This is a genomic window from Parahaliea mediterranea (assembly GCF_003402235.1).
Classification (GTDB): Bacteria; Pseudomonadota; Gammaproteobacteria; order Pseudomonadales; family Halieaceae; genus Parahaliea; species Parahaliea mediterranea.
The window spans coordinates 282,946-301,357 of record NZ_QEWO01000002.1 but is presented as its reverse complement, the minus strand read 5'-3'; the positions used below and the strand labels follow the sequence as shown (position 1 = coordinate 301,357).

Annotated in this window: 17 protein-coding genes; 5 read left to right on the top strand and 12 right to left on the bottom strand. The window is 65.4% G+C overall.

Features of this window, described 5'->3' with window-relative positions:
* Window positions 1-3: 3 nt before the first annotated feature.
* A complete protein-coding gene (locus DDZ17_RS06935) occupies window positions 4-930 on the top strand; it encodes a general secretion pathway protein GspB (RefSeq protein WP_116365249.1) in 927 nt (308 codons plus the stop codon).
* A 50-nt stretch (window positions 931-980) separates the two neighbouring features.
* Here DDZ17_RS06935 and nadS read toward each other — a convergent pair whose 3' ends face one another.
* From nadS to DDZ17_RS06920, 3 genes are all read right to left on the bottom strand, one after another.
* Window positions 981-1,265, bottom strand: coding sequence for a NadS family protein (nadS, locus tag DDZ17_RS06930; RefSeq protein ID WP_116365248.1), 285 nt, complete (start codon window positions 1,263-1,265; stop codon window positions 981-983).
* On the bottom strand, window positions 1,265-1,597 hold the full coding sequence (locus tag DDZ17_RS06925) for a type II toxin-antitoxin system RelE/ParE family toxin (protein WP_116365247.1): 333 nt from the start codon (window positions 1,595-1,597) through the stop codon (window positions 1,265-1,267). Before DDZ17_RS06925 ends, nadS begins: the two co-directional genes overlap by 1 nt.
* Window positions 1,598-1,775: 178 nt before the next feature.
* The gene (locus tag DDZ17_RS06920) at window positions 1,776-3,152 is read right to left on the bottom strand and encodes an alkaline phosphatase (RefSeq protein WP_116365246.1); all 1,377 of its coding nucleotides are present in this window, start codon (window positions 3,150-3,152) and stop codon (window positions 1,776-1,778) included.
* Between the two features lie 144 nt (window positions 3,153-3,296).
* Here DDZ17_RS06920 and DDZ17_RS06915 point away from each other — a divergent pair, with 144 nt between their 5' ends.
* On the top strand, window positions 3,297-4,277 hold the full coding sequence (locus DDZ17_RS06915) for an alpha/beta fold hydrolase (RefSeq protein ID WP_116365245.1): 981 nt from the start codon (window positions 3,297-3,299) through the stop codon (window positions 4,275-4,277).
* On the opposite strand, the gene DDZ17_RS06910 is transcribed toward DDZ17_RS06915, so the two are convergent.
* From DDZ17_RS06910 to DDZ17_RS06875, 8 genes are read right to left on the bottom strand one after another with little or no spacing between them, the layout of a single operon-like run.
* Entirely contained in the window at window positions 4,264-5,799 is a 1,536-nt protein-coding gene (locus DDZ17_RS06910; RefSeq protein WP_116365244.1) for a Ppx/GppA phosphatase family protein, read from the bottom strand. The genes DDZ17_RS06915 and DDZ17_RS06910 overlap by 14 nt on opposite strands.
* Before the next feature lie 51 nt (window positions 5,800-5,850).
* Window positions 5,851-6,939, bottom strand: coding sequence for an alanine racemase (alr, locus tag DDZ17_RS06905; protein ID WP_116365243.1), 1,089 nt, complete (start codon window positions 6,937-6,939; stop codon window positions 5,851-5,853).
* A complete protein-coding gene (locus DDZ17_RS06900; protein WP_116365242.1) occupies window positions 6,939-7,796 on the bottom strand; it encodes an aminotransferase class IV in 858 nt (285 codons plus the stop codon). The genes alr and DDZ17_RS06900 overlap by 1 nt, the downstream gene beginning before the upstream one ends.
* Window positions 7,797-7,823: 27 nt before the next feature.
* Window positions 7,824-8,681, bottom strand: a complete 858-nt coding sequence (locus DDZ17_RS06895) for a glutamate cyclase domain-containing protein (RefSeq protein ID WP_116365241.1) — start codon at window positions 8,679-8,681, stop codon at window positions 7,824-7,826.
* The gene (locus DDZ17_RS06890; protein WP_116365240.1) at window positions 8,678-9,628 is read right to left on the bottom strand and encodes a 5-oxoprolinase subunit C family protein; all 951 of its coding nucleotides are present in this window, start codon (window positions 9,626-9,628) and stop codon (window positions 8,678-8,680) included. The genes DDZ17_RS06895 and DDZ17_RS06890 overlap by 4 nt, the downstream gene beginning before the upstream one ends.
* On the bottom strand, window positions 9,625-10,302 hold the full coding sequence (pxpB, locus tag DDZ17_RS06885; protein ID WP_116365239.1) for a 5-oxoprolinase subunit PxpB: 678 nt from the start codon (window positions 10,300-10,302) through the stop codon (window positions 9,625-9,627). Before pxpB ends, DDZ17_RS06890 begins: the two co-directional genes overlap by 4 nt.
* A 3-nt stretch (window positions 10,303-10,305) precedes the next feature.
* Window positions 10,306-11,040 carry a 5-oxoprolinase subunit PxpA gene (locus tag DDZ17_RS06880; protein ID WP_116365238.1) on the bottom strand — a complete coding sequence of 245 codons (735 nt, stop codon included), beginning with the start codon at window positions 11,038-11,040 and terminating at the stop codon, window positions 10,306-10,308.
* Window positions 11,041-11,066: 26 nt separating this feature from the next.
* Entirely contained in the window at window positions 11,067-11,864 is a 798-nt protein-coding gene (locus DDZ17_RS06875) for a putative hydro-lyase (protein ID WP_193940558.1), read from the bottom strand.
* 254 nt (window positions 11,865-12,118) lie between these two features.
* Here DDZ17_RS06875 and DDZ17_RS06870 point away from each other — a divergent pair, with 254 nt between their 5' ends.
* The gene (locus tag DDZ17_RS06870) at window positions 12,119-13,675 is read left to right on the top strand and encodes an acyl-CoA synthetase (RefSeq protein ID WP_116365237.1); all 1,557 of its coding nucleotides are present in this window, start codon (window positions 12,119-12,121) and stop codon (window positions 13,673-13,675) included.
* A gap of 78 nt (window positions 13,676-13,753) precedes the next feature.
* Window positions 13,754-15,412, top strand: coding sequence for a DUF3336 domain-containing protein (locus DDZ17_RS06865; protein ID WP_241505809.1), 1,659 nt, complete (start codon window positions 13,754-13,756; stop codon window positions 15,410-15,412).
* Here DDZ17_RS06865 and DDZ17_RS06860 read toward each other — a convergent pair whose 3' ends face one another.
* Window positions 15,413-16,432, bottom strand: a complete 1,020-nt coding sequence (locus DDZ17_RS06860) for a phosphotransferase family protein (RefSeq protein ID WP_116365235.1) — start codon at window positions 16,430-16,432, stop codon at window positions 15,413-15,415.
* 236 nt (window positions 16,433-16,668) lie between these two features.
* Here DDZ17_RS06860 and DDZ17_RS06855 point away from each other — a divergent pair, with 236 nt between their 5' ends.
* Window positions 16,669-18,399: a class I adenylate-forming enzyme family protein gene (locus DDZ17_RS06855; protein ID WP_206613471.1), complete on the top strand. Its 1,731-nt coding sequence runs from the start codon at window positions 16,669-16,671 to the stop codon at window positions 18,397-18,399.
* The last annotated feature ends 13 nt before the right edge of the window (window positions 18,400-18,412 follow it).

Here is an 18,412-nt window from a genome sequence, read left to right as displayed (position 1 = left end):
CGGGTGTCGCTGATTCTGGATGCCATCAATCGCTCCCAGCGCGAGCGGGCCAACCCCGGCGAAGTGCCGGGTATTGCCACCGCGCACTATGCCGAGGCCACCGTTGCCCCTTCGGCCTGGAAAGTGGGCGCCCTGGGGCTGGCGCTGGTGGTGGCACTGGCGACCAGTGCCTGGCTGCTGTTTCGCCCGGACGCGGCACCACAACCGGCATCGCCCGCCGAGCCGGCCCCCGGTGCGGCGGCATTGCCGGGTGTACCGGCACCGGTGACTGGCGAATCCGGGGCCCATGCCGGCCAGGCTCTAAAGCCGGTTGATAGCGCGAATAAAACAGCGCGCACCACAGGCGAAAAATCTGTGGGCGAACAAGCCGGGGAGGGGGCGGGTGACAAGATGCGTGCCGAGACGGTGGCCGAGCCAGCCGCAGAGCCCACCGTGCGCCAGCTGCCGGCAAGGCCCGCGCCCGCCTCGCCCGAGGTGAGTGCCCTGTACCAGCAGCCCCAGGCGGCCGCCGCCGACGAAGCCCCAACCCGCAAGCCCGACTCTCAGCCTGCCCGCCAGCCTGCCCGCCAAGGCGCTGAAACGATCAGCACCGAGAGCGACACAGCCGAGGAACAACCGCTGGATGTGGAAGCCCTGGTGGCAAAGGCCCAGGCCGAACTGCGCAACGCCGAGCTGGAAGAACACAGCGCGCCCTTCCTCAGCACTCTGTCGCAGCAGCGCAAGGATGCCATTCCCACCCTGTTCTACAGCCACCACGACTATCGTGGAGAGGGCGGCTCCACCGTCACCATTAACAGCACCACCGCTGGCAATGGCCAGTCCCTCGGCAAGGGAGTGAAAGTGGTGGAAGTGCTGTCCGACTCCGTGGTGCTGAGTTATGACGGGCAGGAATTCCGCTTGAAGGCCTTGAATAGCTGGGTGAATTTGTAGTGCCCGCAATGCGGTTTGTGCGGCTTGTATAGTGCTACAGCGCCTACGCGCTAGCGGGCTGAGATTTCCTGGTACAGGGCCGGGTTATCGCGAATCAGGGTGAGTACCTTGGCAGCCAGTCCCGTCGGGTTGCGCCGCTTGGTTTCCCAGCTCTTGATGGTATCTACGCTGGTCGACAATGCGGCCGCCAACTCAACCTGGGTGATGGATAGCTGTTCCCTGACCGCCTTCACGTCCACCACGGTATAGCGCGTCACACGGGACGCTTTGCGGCTTCCGGCTTCAATATCGGCGGCCTCTTCAAGAGAGGTTTTCAGTTCGTTAAACACGCTCATCACTTCTCTCCTTTTAATCGGTTCACCAGTTGCTTGAGCACGCTCTTTTCGGCTGCGGTCAAATCATCCTTGGTGCTCTTTGGGTAGGCGAGCAGCAAATAAATTTTCTCGGCGTGAGCCAGAAAATAAATGACCCGAAGGCTGCTGCTTTTACCCAAGCCTGAAGTGGCCATACGAATCTTGCGAAGACCTCCTGTATTGCGGATGAGGTCGCCCTTGGTGGGCTGGGCAATCAACTCCAGTTGCAGTCTCCAAAGGTCTTCATCGCTAGCCAGAGCCGAGATTTGTTTGGTGAAAACTGTGGTTTCTACAAACGCAATGGCTTGGTGCATCCATCGTACCCTCCTTGGCCGACAGGTGTACATGGTACACCTGTCGGTGGCGATGGCAAGCTCTGGCAGGTGAGCTCTTGGGTGAGTCAACCTGCGTGGGTTAGCGAGCGCTGGTACTCAGGGCAGGAAGGGGCGGGGCGTGTTGGGCGCAATAAGCGGCGAGCGCTCCCGGCGGTTCTTACAACCCCAAAAAGTCCCGCATAATCCCGAATAGCTCCGGCTGGCGCTGGAAGGTGTTGACGCGGCCCTCGGCGGCTGCGTTGGCGTACAGGGGCACGTTGGCGCCGGTGTGTTCTTCGTAGCCGAAGTCGTTGGTGGCGTAGTTCACACCCATGATGCTGCCCTCGGGGGTGATGATGCGCGCCAGTTTGCCGGGGGTGTAAACGGGGATGGTGTAGGCCTCGAACATGCTGCGCTGGGGAATCAACTGGGCGGCCTGGCTGTGGTCGGCAGTCACCAGCACCAGGGTGTCCGGGTGCTGTTCGGCAAAGGCCAGGGCGCTAGCCAGCGCTTCGTTGAGCTGCTCGAGTTCGCCGATGGAGCCGCAGGGTTTGCGCTCGTGGGATTGCTTGTCGATGGAGGCGGATTCCACCATCAGGAAGAAGCCGCGTTCGTTGTTGTGTGACAGTTGCTGCAGGGCCACGTCAGTCATCTCCTGCAGGCTGGGCATGCCGGCGGCGTCGGGGTTGGGCTCGCAGTGCATGGGCTCTGGCAGTTCCACACTGCCCAGGTATTCGTGTATCCGGTTGAGCAGGCTGGGGCGGGGGGCTTCGGCCAGGCGACCGTCTTCACCGCGCAGGCGCACGGGCATGGTGCCGGGAGAGAACAGGCCCAGCAGGCGCTCGCCGGGCTGTGCGGCCAGCAGTTCGTCGCGCTTGCGCAACACGTTAAAGCCGTTCAGCTGGGCGCTGCGCAGCACGCTTTCGGTGCCGCCTTCCACGGCGCTCTGGAAGTGCTTGGCGCCGCCGCCCAGCAGCACGTCCAGGCCGGATGCGGCCAGCTGCTCGCTGATGGAGCCGGGCCCGCCGTTGGCTTTCATATCCTGCTTGCAGTCGCCCAGATGGACGCCGGCGTAGGTGATGTCGGCCATCAGCTCCGGGCTTTCGCACATGCGGTAGCTGACATGGGCGGCAAATGACGCCGGGGTGGCGTCGGTGACGCTGGCGGTGCTGACCACGCCGGTGCGCAGGCCCGCCGCCTTGGCGAGCTCGGCGATGGTGGGCAGGTCGCGGTCGTCGCCGGCACTGGTGGCAATGCGCCCGCGGCTGGTGACTACGCCGGTGGCCAGGCTGGTGGCGGTGTTGGCGGAGTCGGCCACGTACACCGGTTTGCCCTCAAGGCTGTCTTCCACGGTGAGAATCTGTACCGCGCCGCGCACCGGCAGGGTATCCATCAGCAGCTGCCCGTTGGCGCCCTTCAGATAGTCGCGCGCGATGGTGACCTGCTGGTCGTCCATGCCATCGCCCACAATCAGGATGACGTTGGCCGCATTGCTGGCGGCGCTGGTGAGGGATAGGGCGGTGGCAAAAGAGAATGCGGTGGCAAGGCGGCGCATGGCGAAGCTCCGTGGCAAAAAGGGCGTATTGAAGCATGCACCATCGGATGCGCCAAGCCGCAACGGGCTGAAAGGCTGCACTGACAGTTTTTGATGGCTGTGGCAGCATGGCCTGCCAGAATAACAACGCAGCGGAGTCAGCTCATGCAGTGGACACACCACCACGCCACCATCAACGGCATCCACATGCACTATGTGGAACAGGGCGAGGGGCTGCCGGTGGTGCTGTGCCACGGTTTCCCCCACTTGTGGTTCAGCTGGCACCGGCAGATCAGCGCGCTGGCCGCGGCGGGTTACCGGGTGATCGCCCCGGACATGCGCGGTATGGGGCAGACGGAAGCGCCCGCCGAGGTGGGTGCCTACGACATCGACCACATCACCGGCGACCTGGTGGGGCTGCTGGATCACCTGGCGCTGCCAAGCGCGGTGTTTGCCGGCCTGGACTTTGGCGCCTTTGCCATTTACGACCTGGCCCTGCGCCACCCGCAGCGGGTGCGGGCGGTGATCGGGCTTGAAAACCCGGCCGCGCCGCACAACCCGGACGAACCGCCCTTTGCCGAGTACCGGCGCATGGCCGAGCAGCACTTCCTGCACATTGAGTACTTTCGTGAGCCGCCCCGGGCGGACGAGGAACTGGCCGCCCAGCCGCGGCGCTTTCTGCATAAGGTTTACCACACCCTGAGCGGCGCCTGTGACTTCTTCGAGATGTTCAAGCACCCGCCGGGCACGTCTTACATCGATGCGATGGAGGAGCCGCCGCCGCTGCCCTGGCCCTGGCTGAGCGAGCTGGAGCTGGAGTTTTTTGTGTCGGAGTACAGCCGTACTGGCTTCACCGGCGGCCTCAACTGGTACCGCGCCTTTGACATCAAGTGGCAGCAGCGCCGCCCCTACGAGGGCGTGCAGAGTGCGGTGCCGGCGTATTTTATTGGCTCAAGCCACGACGTGGACCTGGAGGGTTTTCACGGCGAGGACCCCATCGGCCAGATGCGGGCGATTTTCCCGGATTTGCGCCGGGTCGATATGATCCCGGGCGCCGGGCATATGGTGCAGCTGGAAGCATCCGAGGCGGTAAATCGCCTGCTGATTGACTACCTGGGCGATATCAGCCGCGCTACTGCACGCTGAGCTTCAGCCCCAGCTTGCCCAGCACCGCGCACTCCTGTTGCAGCTCCCAGGCGGTGAGGGGGTGCTGTTCCAGCCAGCCCTCGGGGCAGGAGAGTTTCAGCGAGCGCTTGCCGGCGCGCAGCTTGAAGGCCGGCAGCTGCTCCAGCTGTTCCACGTGCTTGAACAGGTAGGCCAGGCGCAGCAGGGTGATCAGGCGCACCAGCCGCGTTACCTCCGGTTCGGCCAGATCCGCCCACAGGGCCGCATCGAGTTTGCCCCGGTGGCAGCGCACCAGCAGGGCGAGCTGTTCCTGTTCTTCCTGCGAGAAGCCCGCCAGGTCGGTGTTCTGCAGCAGGTAGGCCGAGTGGCGGTTGTAGTGCTTGTGGGAGATGGCCATGCCCACATCCAGCGTGCAGCCGGCGCGGTACAGCAGATCCCAGTCGGCTTTTTTCAGTTCCCAGGTTTTGCGTGTTGCATCGAACAGCACACGCGCCCGCTGCTCCACCACCGCGGCCGCCGCGGTGTCCACGTTGTAGCGCTGCATCAGGGCATTGATGCTGCGCTCGCGCACGTCTTCGTGGGACAGGCGCCCCAGCAGGTCGTAGATCACGCCCTCGCGCAGCGCCCCCTTGGAGGTGCGCATGTGCTGGATGCCCAGCACATCAAACAGGGCGCGGGTGATGGCCACACCGGCCAGAATGACATTGCGGCGCTGGGGCGACAGTCCGTCCAGCTTGATGGCGCTGAAGCGCTTGAAGCGCAGCAGCCGCTGTTCCAGTTTGGCCAGCCCCGCGCTGTCGATACCGCCGCTGCTCCAGCCGTGGGCCTGCAGAATGCCCTCGATGGCCTGCAGGGTGCCGGAGGAGCCAACGCAGTCCACCCAGTGGCCGCTGTGATAGCGCTGGCGGATGTGGGACAGCTCCAGCCGGGCCCGGTTGCAGGCGGCGCGGTAGCGATCCACGCTGATGGTCTCGCCATCGAAAAATTCGCGGCTGTAGGACACGCAGCCCATCTGCAGGCTTTCCAACTCCCGCGGCTCAAAGCGCTCGCCCACGATCAGCTCGGTGCTGCCGCCGCCGATATCAATCACCAGCCGCGATTGGGCGTCGTCGGCCAGGGTGTGGGCCACGCCGAGGTAGACCAGACGCGCTTCTTCGCGGCCGTAGATAACATCCACCGGAGTGCCCAGCAGGTCGCGGGCCGGGCGGGTGAAATCGCGCCGGTTGTGGGCCACCCGCAGGGTGTGGGTGGCCACAATGCGGATGCGCTCGGGCTCCACGCTGCCAAGCAGCTGGCCGAAGCGGGCCAGGCATTCCAGGCCGCGGTCGATGGCCTCCTGGCTGAGCTGGTGATCCACCAGGCCGGCGCCCAGCTGGACTTTTTCCGCCAGCGCCTCCACCGGGCGGATTTCGCCGTGTTCAACCCGGGTGATGATGAGGTGGAAGGAGTTGCTGCCCAGGTCGATGGCGGCCAACAGGCTGCCATCGCGCAGGGGCTGGGTGCTATCGGTGGCGGCGGGGTGCTGTTCGCTGTCGGAAACCAAGGGCAGCGCGTTCCTGAGTTGAGGGTGTGTCCATGGTAGCAGATGCGCTACTCAGGCGTTCACCACAATGCGCGGGCAGCGCGGCGGCATGCGGGTCAGCAGTTCGTAGCCGATGGTGCCCGCCGGCTCGGCCACCTCCGCCACCGGCAGGCCCTCGCCCCACAGCACCACCGGGTCGCCCACCTGCACCGGGACCAGGTCGGTGACATCCACTGTGATCATGTCCATCGACACCCGCCCGGCCAGCGGCGCCCGCTGGCCGTTGACCAGCACCGGGGTGCCGTTGCGGGCGGTGCGCGGGTAGCCGTCGCCGTAGCCGATGGTGACGGTGGCAATGCGCGAGGGGCGCTCGGCGCGCCAGCTTTCGCCGTAGCCCACGGCTTCGCCGCTGGCCACATCGCGCACGGAAATCACCGCGGAGCAGAGGGTCATCACCGGGCGCAGGCGGGCGGCGTTGGCCTGCAGGGCGGTACCAAAGGGCGAGTTGCCCCACAGCATGTAGCCCGGGCGCACCCAATCGTAGTGGGAGGCCGGCCAGGCCAGCAGGCCCGGCGAGTTGGCCGCGCTGCGCAGGACGCCCAGGGCCGCGGTGGCCTGTTCGAACAGGGCGAGCTGGCGGCGGGTGGTTTCGCTGCCGGTATCGTCGGCGCTGGCGAAGTGGGTGGACACCACCGGCTTGCCGAGGCTGTTGGGGCAGCTGGTGATGCGTTCGAAATAGCGCTGGGCCTGGCCCGGCTCGGTGCCAAGGCGATGCATGCCGGTGTCTACCTTCAGCCAGCATTGCAGGGGTTTATCCAGCCGGGCCTGCTCCAGCCATGCCAGTTGGGTGGCGTTGTCCACGGTGACCCAGATTTGCTCGCGGGCGGCCACCGCCAGTTCCGCCGGCTCGAACACGCCCTCCAGCAACAGGATGGGGGCACGGATGCCGGATTCGCGCAGCTCCAGCGCCTCTTCCAGGCAGGCCACGGCCATGGCGTCCACGCGCGGTTCCAGTTCGCGCGCCATGGTCACCGCGCCGTGGCCGTAGGCATTGGCCTTGACCACCGCCATTACCCTGGCGTTGGGCGCCAGCTCGCTGGCCAGCGCCACGTTGTGGCGCAGGGCCGCAAGATCCAGGCGGGCCTGACTCGGGCGGCTCATCAGTAGTCGTAGCGGTGCTGGCTGAACAGAGTCTGGGCGGCCAGCCACACATCCCCCGGCTTGCCGTCGCCCACCGCAACGCCGTCCACCTGCACCACCGGCGCCAGCTCCTTGCTGGAGGAGGACAGCCACACCTCGTCGGCGTCGCGCAGCTCCTGCAGGCTCACCACCCGTTCCTCAACCCGAATGCTGCCGTCCTTGCGCAGGATGTCCAGCAGGATCAGGCGGGTGATGCCGGGCAGCTTCTGGTAGTCCAGCTCAGGCGTGGCCACCACGCCGTTCTTTACCACGTAAACGTTGCAGGCGGCGGCCTCGGTCAGTTCTTCGCGGGTGTTGTAGAGGATGGTCTCGCTGTTGCCCTGGGCGTAGCCGTGCTGGTAGTGCATGACGTTGCCGAGCAGGGCGGTGGACTTGATATTGCAGCGCTTCCAGCGCAGGTCTTCGGTGGTGGACACCTTGTAGCAGGTGGCCGCCGCCTTGTCGGCCAGCGGCGCCGGCGGAATCTCGAAGGCAAAGGCGTAGCGGGTGGCTTCGATGGCGCTGGGGTAGGCGTGGTTGCGAATCACGTCGGCGCCGCGACTGACGTGGAAGTAGATGCCAAGATTGCCGCCGCCATTGCGCTCAATCAGGGTCTGGGCAATCTGGCGCCATTCGGTCTGGTCCAGTTGCAGCGCAATTTCCAGCGCGTTAAGGCCGTCCTGCATGCGGTCCATGTGGGGGCCAAAACCCACCAGCTTGCCGTTGTAGGAGGGAATGACTTCATAAATGCCGTCGCCAAACAGGAAGCCGCGATCCATGGGAGAAATGCGGGCCTCGGTCATCGGCAGGTATTCGCCGTTCAGGTATACGATGCTCATGGGCTGTCCCTTTGCTCTGTGTTGTCGTCAGCGATCCGCGAAGCCGGTCAGGGCGCGCAGCTGTGCCAGTACCGCCAGCCCTTCGGCGGCGTCCAGGCCGTCCTCGGTGGGGGTGTTTTCCCGGGTGACGCCGTCCACGCTGCCCCGCTGGGAAAGATAGTCGAGGATGGCAATGGGGGAGACGGCGCCCAGCAGGTCGCGCCCCCGCCACATACCGAGGAAGGCGATCAGGCCGTAGGCCCCCCAGTTGGAGACATCCGCCACCAGCAGTTCGTCGCAGGTGGTGACGGACACGCGAATATCCAGCGCGCTGATGGCGCTGGCGATATTGCCCATGCCGATCTCGTTGCCGCCATCGCCAATGGCAATGGTGGGGCAGTCGGCCAGTTCCATAAAGGGGTCGAAGATGCCGCAGCGGGCGCTGATATCCTCGCCGCGCATGTTGTAGTAGCGGCCATCGGCGGCGAGCCCCGGGCGCTCGATGGAGACCACCGCCGCCGGTTGCAGGGCGGTGAGGGCGTCGCGGGCCTGGTGGCGGGCGCCCTCAAGATCACTGCCGGTCAGCTCCAGCACGGCAAAGTCCGGCGCCAGGGCCGCCGCCAGTGGCGCCGCGCAGGCCAGGGTCGGCTGGTAGCCCAGCGCCGCCAGCGCTTCATAGAGGGCGATGGCGCCCACCGGGCCGTCGGTCTCGAAGGTATCCACCACCGGGAAGCCGGTGCCAATCAGCACCCGGGCCCCGGCCCGGGCGGTGCCGGCCTGTTGCAGCAGCCGCGCCGCGCGCAGGTAGTAGCCGGGCTGCAAAGCGGCCTGGGCCACGCGCATCTGGCGCAGGTTGCGCGCCACCAGCGCATTCTCGATGGCGACCGACAGGTCCTGTTCATTCATAAGGAAAACTCCGCCAGTGGCAGGGTACGCAAGCGGTGCGCGGCCAGGTGCAGGGCATTGTGGGCGGCATCGCGGCTCACTGCTTCAAAGCGCACCGTGGCGCCGGGGGTGAGTTGCACCAGGCGCGCCACGTCCAGTGACAGGGCGGCGCCGATCTTGGGGTAGCCGCCAATGGTCTGGCGGTCGTTTAACAGTACGATTGGCTGGCCATCGGCGGGAATCTGGATGGCGCCAAAGCAGATGCCCTCGGACAGTATGCCCTCGATATCACAGGCGATGGCGGTGCCCTCCAGGCGATAGCCCATGCGGTCGCAGCGCTCGCTCACGGTGTATTCACTGCTGTAGAAGCGGCGTTGCTGCAGGGGTGAAAAGTGCGCCTGCTGGTAGCCGGGAATCACCCGCAGCACGACGCTGTTGCCATACACCGGGCGCAGTGCTTCGGGCAGCCGGCGCAGGGGGCCGCCGCTGCTGGCTGCGCAGGGCAGCGTATCGCCGGGCTGTAATTTTTCGCCCTTGAGGCCGCCAATGTGCTCGCGCACCACGGTGCTGCTGCTGCCAAACTGCGGCGCCACGCTAAAGCCACCGGCCACGCCCAGGTAGGCGCGGCAACCGGCGGCGGTGCCGGCAGTCAAAAAGTCCACCGCAATCTCATCGCCGGCGCCCACCCGGTGCACGCACCAGCGCGCCTGTTCTTTGCCATTGATGCGCAGGGGCAGCGCGGCGCCGGTAACGCAAATGCGCGTATCCACGGTAGCCGTCAGCACCAGGCCGCCGAAACTGACTTCCACCGCGGTGGCGGTGGCATCGTTGCCCAGCAGGCGGTTGCACAGGGCAAAGGCCTCCGGGTCCAGGGGGCCACCGGTGGTGAGGCCGATACGCTGCTGGCCGTAGCGGCCGCCGTCCTGCAGCAGGCTCATCAGCCCGGGTTGCACCACCTGCAGGCTCACAGCTCGCCCCCCAGCGCCAGAAAGCGGCTGCGGTCGATGGGCTCAAAGCGGACTCTGTCGCCCACGGCCACCGGCATGGTGGGCTCGGCCGCAGGGTCGAACATGCGGGTGGGGCAGCGGCCGATCAGGTTCCAGCCGCCCGGGGATACCGCCGGGTACACCGCAGTCTGGCGGTCGGCTATGGCCACCGCGCCCCGTGGCACCCGCTGGCGCGGGGTGGCCAGGCGCGGCGCGGCAATGCGCTCGTCCACCTGGCCAAGGTAGGCAAAACCCGGGGCAAAACCGATGGCGTAGACGCGGTATTCGGTGGCGCTGTGGATGGCGATCACCTCGTCCACGCCAAGGCCCGCGCGCTGGGCCAGAGCCTCCAGGTCTTCACCGGCTTCGGGATGGTAGTACACCGGCAGGCGCACCTCGCGGCCCTCGCCGGCATTGCCGGTGTCGAGCCCGCCCACGGCGCTGCGCACGCGCCGGCCAACGCTGAAGTGGTCGGTGGTCAGGGGGTTGTAGATGATCAGCAGCGAGGCGTAGGAGGGCACCAGATCCACTAGGTCATCCCCCAGGGCTGCCTCTACCGCCTGCGCCGCGGCCTGCACCCGGGCCGATACGGCCGGGCTGGTCTCATCCCCCAGATAGAGCATCAGGGCGGCTTCGCCCGCCTGGGACAAACGCATGAATCAGGCCTCGTCGACGATGGCGCGAATGGCCGCGATGGCGCGCACGCCCTCGGCGTTGTCGCCGTGAACGCAGAGCGTATCCGCATCCAGGCGCAGGCGCTTGCCACTCACCGAGGTAACGGTGCCTTCGTCAACCAGCTGGCGCACCTGGGCCAGGGTGCGCTGCTGGTCGTGCACCGCGCCCGGTTTGCGCCGCGACAGCAGGGCGCCGTCGTCGTCGTAACAGCGGTCGGCAAAGGCTTCAAACAGCAGGCCGGCAACGCCGGTGGCGCTGGCTTCGGCGCGGTGATCGCCAGCCGCCGGGGTGGCCAGCAGCATCAGCGGCAGGGGGCGGTGGTAGGCGGCCAGGGCCTCCATCACGCCGGCGCGCACCTCGGCATTGGCCATCATGTCGTTGTACAGGGCACCGTGGGGTTTGACGTAGGCCAGCTGCAGGCCCTCGCTGGCGGCCATGCCATCCAGCGCTGCCACTTGGTAGAGCAGGGTGGCAACCAGTTCGTCGCGGCTCAGGGCCATGCTGCGCCGGCCAAAGCCCACCAGGTCCGGGTAGGCGGGATGGGCGCCCACGCTCACGCCGTGCCGGGCGGCCAGGCGCAGGGTGTTGCGCAGGGTCACCGGGTCGCCGCCATGAAAGCCACAGGCCACGTTGGCCTGGTGAATGTGGGGCATGACCTCGGCGTCCAGCCCCATGGTCCAGCTGCCGTAGCTTTCGCCCAGATCGCAGTTCAGGCGCATTGTTCCAGAGTCCCCTGTCATTTCTGTTACAGCACCGCCAGGCGACTGTTGCGCAGGTCGGTCACCAGCATGCAGCCCGGGCTGTGGGTGATGGCAAAAGGCGGCTTTGCTGCCTCCAGCGCCACCTGCGGCGTGACGCCACAGGCCCAGAACACCGGCAGTTCGTCCTCGGCCACGGTGACCGCGTCGCCGTAGTCCGGCTGCGCCAGGTCACCGATGCCGATCAGCGCCGGGTCACCGAGGTGTACCGGCGCGCCGTGCACCGAGGGAAAACGGGTGCAGATCTGCACCGCGCGTATGGCGTCGGCCGCCTTGAAGGGGCGCATGCTGACAACCATGTTGCCGGCAAAGGCACCCGCCGGCTGGCAGGCAATGTTGGTGCGGTACATCGGTACATTCACGCCCATGCTGACATTGCGCACGTCCAGGCCGTCGGCCAGCAACGCCTCCTCGAAGGAGAACGAACACCCCAGTGCAAAAACCACAAGATCGTCGCGCCACAGCGCGCTGATGTCATGCACTTCTTCGACGAATTCCCCGTGGCGGAAGACGCGGTAGCTTGGCACGTCGGTGCGTATGTCTATATTCCCCAAAGGTGGTAGCGCCACATCGCCGGGGCGGGTGGACATGCCCACCAGCGGGCAGGGGCGCGGGTTGAGCTGGCAGAAGCGCAGAAAATCCGCCGCCCAGTCCGCCGGCAGGATGGCGAGATTGCACTGCACAAAGCCCTGGGCGTAGCCCGAGGTATTGCCGCGGTGTTGCCCCTGGCGAATGCGCTGGCGCAGTTCGGCGGGAGAGAGTTGTTGCAGAGTGTCAGACGACATGGATGACCTCGTGATGCCCCGGTGTCAGGCGAATGCCGTCGGGGGCCGGTGTGCTTCACCGGCATAGTATGCCAAAGTGAGCGGTGTGTATTGGTCCAGAAGCCGGGTGGCGGGCAATCCAGCGCGGCGGCAGATGCTATCGGAACTGACAGCGTGGGATTGCCTGGCACTTTACCGACACACTATAGTCCTTGCTGACCATAAACATAACCAGCACAGCCACCTGGCGCTGTCAGTCAAGAGGTAAGCCCGCGATGCCACATCCCAGTATTACTGCCCAGACCTACCCCCATAAGCCCGCCATCATCATGGGCGAGTCGGGGGAGATCGTCACCTATGCCCAGCTCGACGAGCGCAGTAACCAGGGTGCCCAGCTGCTGCGCAAACTGGGGGTAAAGAAGGGCGAGCACATCGCCATGATGATGGAGAACAACCGCCAGTTCCTGGAAATCTGCTGGGCGGCCCAGCGCGCGGGTGTGATTTTTACGCCCTTCAGCACCCACCTGCAAAAGGAAGAGGCGGCCTACATTCTGCAGAACTGTGGCGCGCGGGTGTTTATCGGCTCGCACAAACTGAAGGAAGTGGCCTGCGGCCTCAAGGAACTGGGGGCGGACCTTGCCGGCTGGTTGATGGTGGGCGGCATCTGCGAGGGCTTTGAAGCCTGGGAAGAGGCGGTGGACGCCCAGCCCGCAGAGCCCATCGAGGACCAGGGCAATGGCGTGGCCATGCTGTACTCATCCGGCACCACCGGCAAGCCCAAGGGCGTGTTTGTCGCCCCCCACAGCGACGACGTGCTGGCGGACTTCCCCCTGGCCAATACCCTTGGCGCGGCCTTTGGCTTCAGCGAAGAAACCGTCTACCTGTCGCCGGCACCGCTCTATCACGCCGCTCCCCTGCATTACAATTTCATGAACATCTACCAGGGCGGCACCTCGGTGGTGATGGAGAAGTTCGAGCCGGAGCAGGCCCTGCGACTGATTGAGGAGCACCGGGTGAGCCACAGCCAGTGGGTGCCCATCATGTTCATTCGCATGCTCAAGCTGCCCGAGGAGACCCGCCAGCGCTACGACGTGTCCAGCATGCGCTTTGCCATTCACGCCGCCGCCCCCTGCCCGGTGGAGGTCAAGGAGCAGATGATCAACTGGTGGGGCGAGGTGATCTACGAATACTACGCCGCCAGCGAAGGCATAGGCATTACCATTATCGACGCTGCCAGCTGGCTCACGCACAAGGGCTCGGTGGGCCCGGCCCTGCTGGGGCAGGTGCATATCGTCGACGACGAAGGCAACGAGCTGCCGGAGGGGGAGATTGGCACGGTGTATTTTTCCGGCCCCCAGGCAACCTTTGAGTACCACGGCGAGCCGGGCAAGACCGCCGAGGCCTACAACGAGCGCGGCTGGGCCACCACCGGCGATGTGGGCTACCTGGACAAGGACGGCTTTCTCTACCTCACTGATCGCAAGAACTTCATGATCATCTCGGGCGGGGTCAACATTTACCCGCAGGAAGTGGAAAACCTGCTGATTACCCACGATAAAGTGGCCGATGTGGCGGTATTTGGCATTCCCAACGAAGAGTTTGGCGAGGAGGTAAAAGCGGTGGTGGAGCCCCAGAACTGGGCCGATGCCACCGACGAAGTGGCCTTTGAGCTGCTGGAATGGCTGCGGGATCGCCTGTCCCACATCAAGGTGCCGCGCAGCCTGGACTTCCATGAGCGCCTGCCCCGGGCCGATAACGGCAAACTGTACAAAAAGCATCTGGTAGAGCAGTATCGACAGGATGCGCAGAAGCGCGGCAGTGACCAACAGTGAGGTAAACTGCCTTAATTCACCGATCCCCGAGGTACTGCAGTGAGAAACGCCCGCAAACTCCGCCAGCTGGAAAAACAGATGGACAAGAGCACCAGCTACGAGCAGTGGCGCGAGGCGGCCATCGCCCACGATGAATACTCGGGGCAAAAGCGCTGGCGGGAAGTGGACCAGACCAGCCAGTACGACTACGCCCAGATCCGCCTGCGGCTGGATCGCCTGCGGGCCCTGCGCTCGCGCCACGACTACCAGGGCCTGCTGTTTGCCCTCAACGAGGGCATTCACGGCAATATGGGCGGCATGGGCCGCAGCAGTCTGTATCAGCGCGCCAAATTCGGCACCAAACAGCTGATTGAGCAGTACATCGACGAAATAGATGACTCCCTGCGCTTTCTCGCGGAACTGAAATCCGAGGAAATCAGCACCCAGGACAAAATCGACTTCTTCTACCGTTCCAACATCTGCTTCGGGCGCTCCGCCCTGATGCTGAGCGGCGGTGGTGTGCTGGGTTTCTATCACATGGGGGTGGTGCGGGTGCTGCACGCCCAGGGCCTGTTGCCGCGGGTGATCTCCGGCTCCAGCGCCGGCTCCCTGGTGGCCGGCGTGGTGGGCACCCACAGCGATGCAGAGCTGGAAACGCTGTTTGACCCCTCCAGCCTGCACTTCGAGGCAGAGAAAGAAGCCAGCGTATTTTCCCGCATGTTCTTCGGCAACAACCCACAGATTGATGTGCGCGACCTGGAATCCATCGTCGATCGCCTGGTGCCGGATTTAACCTTCCAGGAGGCCTACGAAAAAACCGGCCGCCAGATCAGCATCACCGTGGCCCCTGCCGAGAAGCACCAGCGCTCGCGCCTGCTCAACGCCATCACCTCACCTAACGTGTATGTGCGCGCGGCGGTCATGGCGTCCTGCGCGGTACCGGGGGTGTTCCCGCCGGTGATGCTGATGGCCAAGAATGTCCACGGCGAAGCCCAGCCCTACCTGCCCACCCGCAAGTGGGTGGACGGCTCCATCGCCGACGACCTGCCGGCCAAGCGCCTGAGCCGCCTGTTCAGCACCAACCACTTTATCGTCAGCATGGTGAACCCCATCGCCACGCCCTTCTTAAACCGCGGCGGCAAGCGCAGCAAGCTGTCCTCGGCGCTCGGCAGCCTGGGGATTGGCATGGGGCGCGAGCTGCTCAATTTCTATCGCGGCATCGCCCAGAGGCAGGGTGACAACTGGCCGCGCTTTAACCTGCTGCTGAACGGCATTCACAGCCTGATGGATCAGGAATACAGCGGCGATATCAATATTATTCCCAGCTTCCGCTGGTACAACCCCGCCAAGCTGCTGTCGCACATTTCCGACAAGGAACTGCTGGCGCTGGTGGAGGGGGGCGAGCACAGCGCCTATCCCCATATCGAATCCATCCGGGTGTGCACCAAGATCAGCCGCACCATGGAAGAGATTCTGCAGCGCTTTGAATACGGCGACCTGCGCCCCACCGAAGCGGATTACCGCCGCCCGCGCTCCTCGCGCCGCCGGCCCCCGGCCACCCGTACCGACCGCGAGGCGCTGCGCGAGCGCACCGCAACGGTGCCCCAGCGCAAGCCCCGGACACGCTCCCAGGCTGTCTCTCAGACACGCTCCGAGGCCGGCTCCCCCAACAAGGCGGCGGCCAAAACCGGCGCGCTAAAAAGCAAAACGCCGGCCAAGGGCAAGGCCCGGGCCGGCAAGCGCAGCGCCGCAGCCTGACTATTCGGTCAGGCTGAGCCCCATCTCCGCCAGGGGGTAAACCAGGTTGCCGCGGGCGTCGGCCTCGGCGCTGGAGGCGGTGCCAATTTCCGCCCGCTTGCGAATGCCCTGCACAATGGCCGCCAGGCGGAACAGGGAAAACGCCAGGTAGAAGTTCCAGTTGTCGATGCCGCTGCGGCCGGTGCGTTCGCAGTAGCGGGCGATGTACTCCTCGTCGGAAGGAATGCCCAGCGCCGCGCGATCCACCCCGGCCAGTCCTTTCATGCTGCTGTCCCGTGGCAGCATCCACGCCATGCACTGGTTGGCCAAGTCCGCCAGCGGATGGCCGAGGGTGGACAGTTCCCAGTCCAGCAGGGCGATAACCTCGGGCTTGTCTGGGTGGAACATCATGTTGTCCAGGCGGTAGTCGCCGTGCACCAGGCTCACCGTACCGTCGTCGGCGGGCATGTTGGCCGGCAGCCAGGTAATGAGTTTTTCCATCGCCTCGATGCGATCCATCTCTGACGCGCGGTACTGCTTGGTCCAGCGCCCCACCTGTCGCTCGAAGTAGTTGCCCGGTTTGCCGTAGTCGGCCAGCCCTACCTTCTGCACATCCACCGAATGCAGCGCGGCCATGGTTTTGTTCATGGCGTCGTAATAGGCGGCGCGCTCGCTGTTGTCACTGGCCTCGGGCAGCACTGGGTCCCACAGGATGCGCCCCTCCATGTACTCCATCACGTAGAACATGGAGCCAATCACGCTCTCGTCCTCGCACAGCACATAGGTGCGCGGCACCGGCACGTCGGTGTCCTGCAGGGCGCTGATCACCCGGTACTCACGATCCACCGCGTGGGCCGAGGGCAGCAGTTCACCCGGCGGCTTGCGCCGCAGCACAAAGGCGCGGTTGCCGCTGCTCAGCTTGAAGGTGGGGTTGGACTGGCCGCCGGGGAATTTCTCGGCGGACAGCTCGGCGTCCAGGCCCGGAATATGCTGACGCAGGTAGTCGGTAAGGCGGCTGGTGTCGAGTTGTTGTGTATTCATGGCGCTTCCTGCAGTGGGCTATGGCTGTTTGCGATGATGTGGCTGATTGCGATGACGCGGTACGGCGGCACAGTCTGTGTGGAGTCGGTGGGCCTAACAATGACACAAAACCACAAAGAAATTGACCCTGGCGTACATCTGGGCACCATCAGAGCCCGCTCCATTGAGGCATTTTCGAAGAGCAGGTATGCTGCCAGGCGCTTCGCTAAAAGCCATTACAAGAGGGGCATGCAACGGTGTATCAGGAACTCAGGGCCGCCTGGCAGGAACTCACCGCGCCAGGGCAGATGTTTGAAGTGGAAACCGTGGAGGTGGCCGGCGTGCCCCTGCGCAGCTACCGGCACGCGCCGCCCTCGCTGCGCGAAGTGTGGCTTGGCAGCGCCGCCCACGGCGATGCGGATTACCTAGTGTTCAACGACGAGCGCCTGAGCTACACCGGCGCCCACCAGATCAGCGCATCGGTGGCGGCCTGGCTGGCGCAACAGGGCATCCAGAGCGGCGATCGGGTGGCCATTGCCATGCGCAACTACCCCGAGTGGATGCTCACCTACTGGGCCGTGGTGTCCATGGGGGCCGTTGTGGTGGGCATGAACGCCTGGTGGGTGGCCGGCGAGATGCAGTACGCACTGGAAGATGCGGCGCCCAAGGTGCTGATCTGTGATCGTGAACGCCTGCAGCGCTTTGCCGAGATTCGCACCCACTTCCCCGACCTGGTGGTGGCCGCGGTGCGTCTGACCGAGCCGGCGCCCGACTGGGCCACCGAGTGGATGACGGTGGTCAACACCCCTGGCGAGCTGCCCCAGGTGAGCATTGCCCCGGATGAAGACGCCTGTATTTTCTATACCTCCGGCACCACCGGCCGCCCCAAAGGCGCGCGCCTGACCCACCGCGGTTGTGTCAACAACATACTGAACGTGGCCTTCGCCAACGCGGTGCAGCCACTGGCCCTGGCCAAGGCCGGGCTGAGCGAGGGCGGCGATGGGGATAAGGACGGCGCGGCAACGGGTGCCGCCACGCCGCCACCGCCGCCGGTGTCGTTGCTGGCGACCCCGCTGTTCCACGTTACCGGCAACAACTGCGTGGCCCACGCAACGACAGTGGCCGGCGGGCGCCTTGTGCATATGTACAAGTGGGACCCGGCCGAGGCCCTGGCGTTGATCGAGCGCGAGCAGGTCAGTGTGTTCAATGCGGTGCCAATGATGGCGCGGGAAATCCTCATGCACCCGGACTTCGAGCGGCGCGATACTTCATCCCTGAAAACCCTGGGTGGCGGTGGCGCCGCCCTGCAGCCGGATCTGGTGGAAAAGATTGGCCAGCGCACCGCCGCAGCCCGCCCCAACACCGGCTATGGCATGACCGAAACCTGCGGCATTATCGCCGCCGTATCCTCGGTGTTTTTTGCCAGCAAGCCGGCCAGTGTCGGCCCCGCCATGCCCACCTTCGAGGCGCGCTGCGTTGGCCCGGCGGGGGAGCCCCTGCCATCGGGGGAGGTGGGGGAGCTGTGGGTGCGTGGCGCGCCGGTGATTGCCGGCTACCTGAACCGCCCCGATGCCACCGCCGAGTCCATCACCGAGGGCTGGCTGCACACCGGCGACATTGCCTACCTTGACGAGGACGGTTTTATCTTCCTGGTGGATAGGGCCAAGGACATGGTGCTGCGCGGCGGCGAGAACGTGTACTGCGCAGAGGTGGAAAACGCCCTGTTCGCCCACCCCGATGTGGCGGAGTGCGTGGTATTTGCCGTGGCGGACGACCGCCTGGGGGAGGAAGTGGGGGCGGCGGTACACCTGCGCGAGGGCGCAACGCCCGATGCCGATGGCCTGCGCGCGCACTGCACAGGTTTGCTCTCGCCCTACAAAGTGCCGCGCTACCTGTGGTTTCTGGATGAGCCGCTGCCGCGCAATGCCAACGGCAAGTTCCTGAAGCGCGAATTGCGCGAGGGCCTCGACACCGCGAACGCGGCCTGAGGCCCTGCGCGGG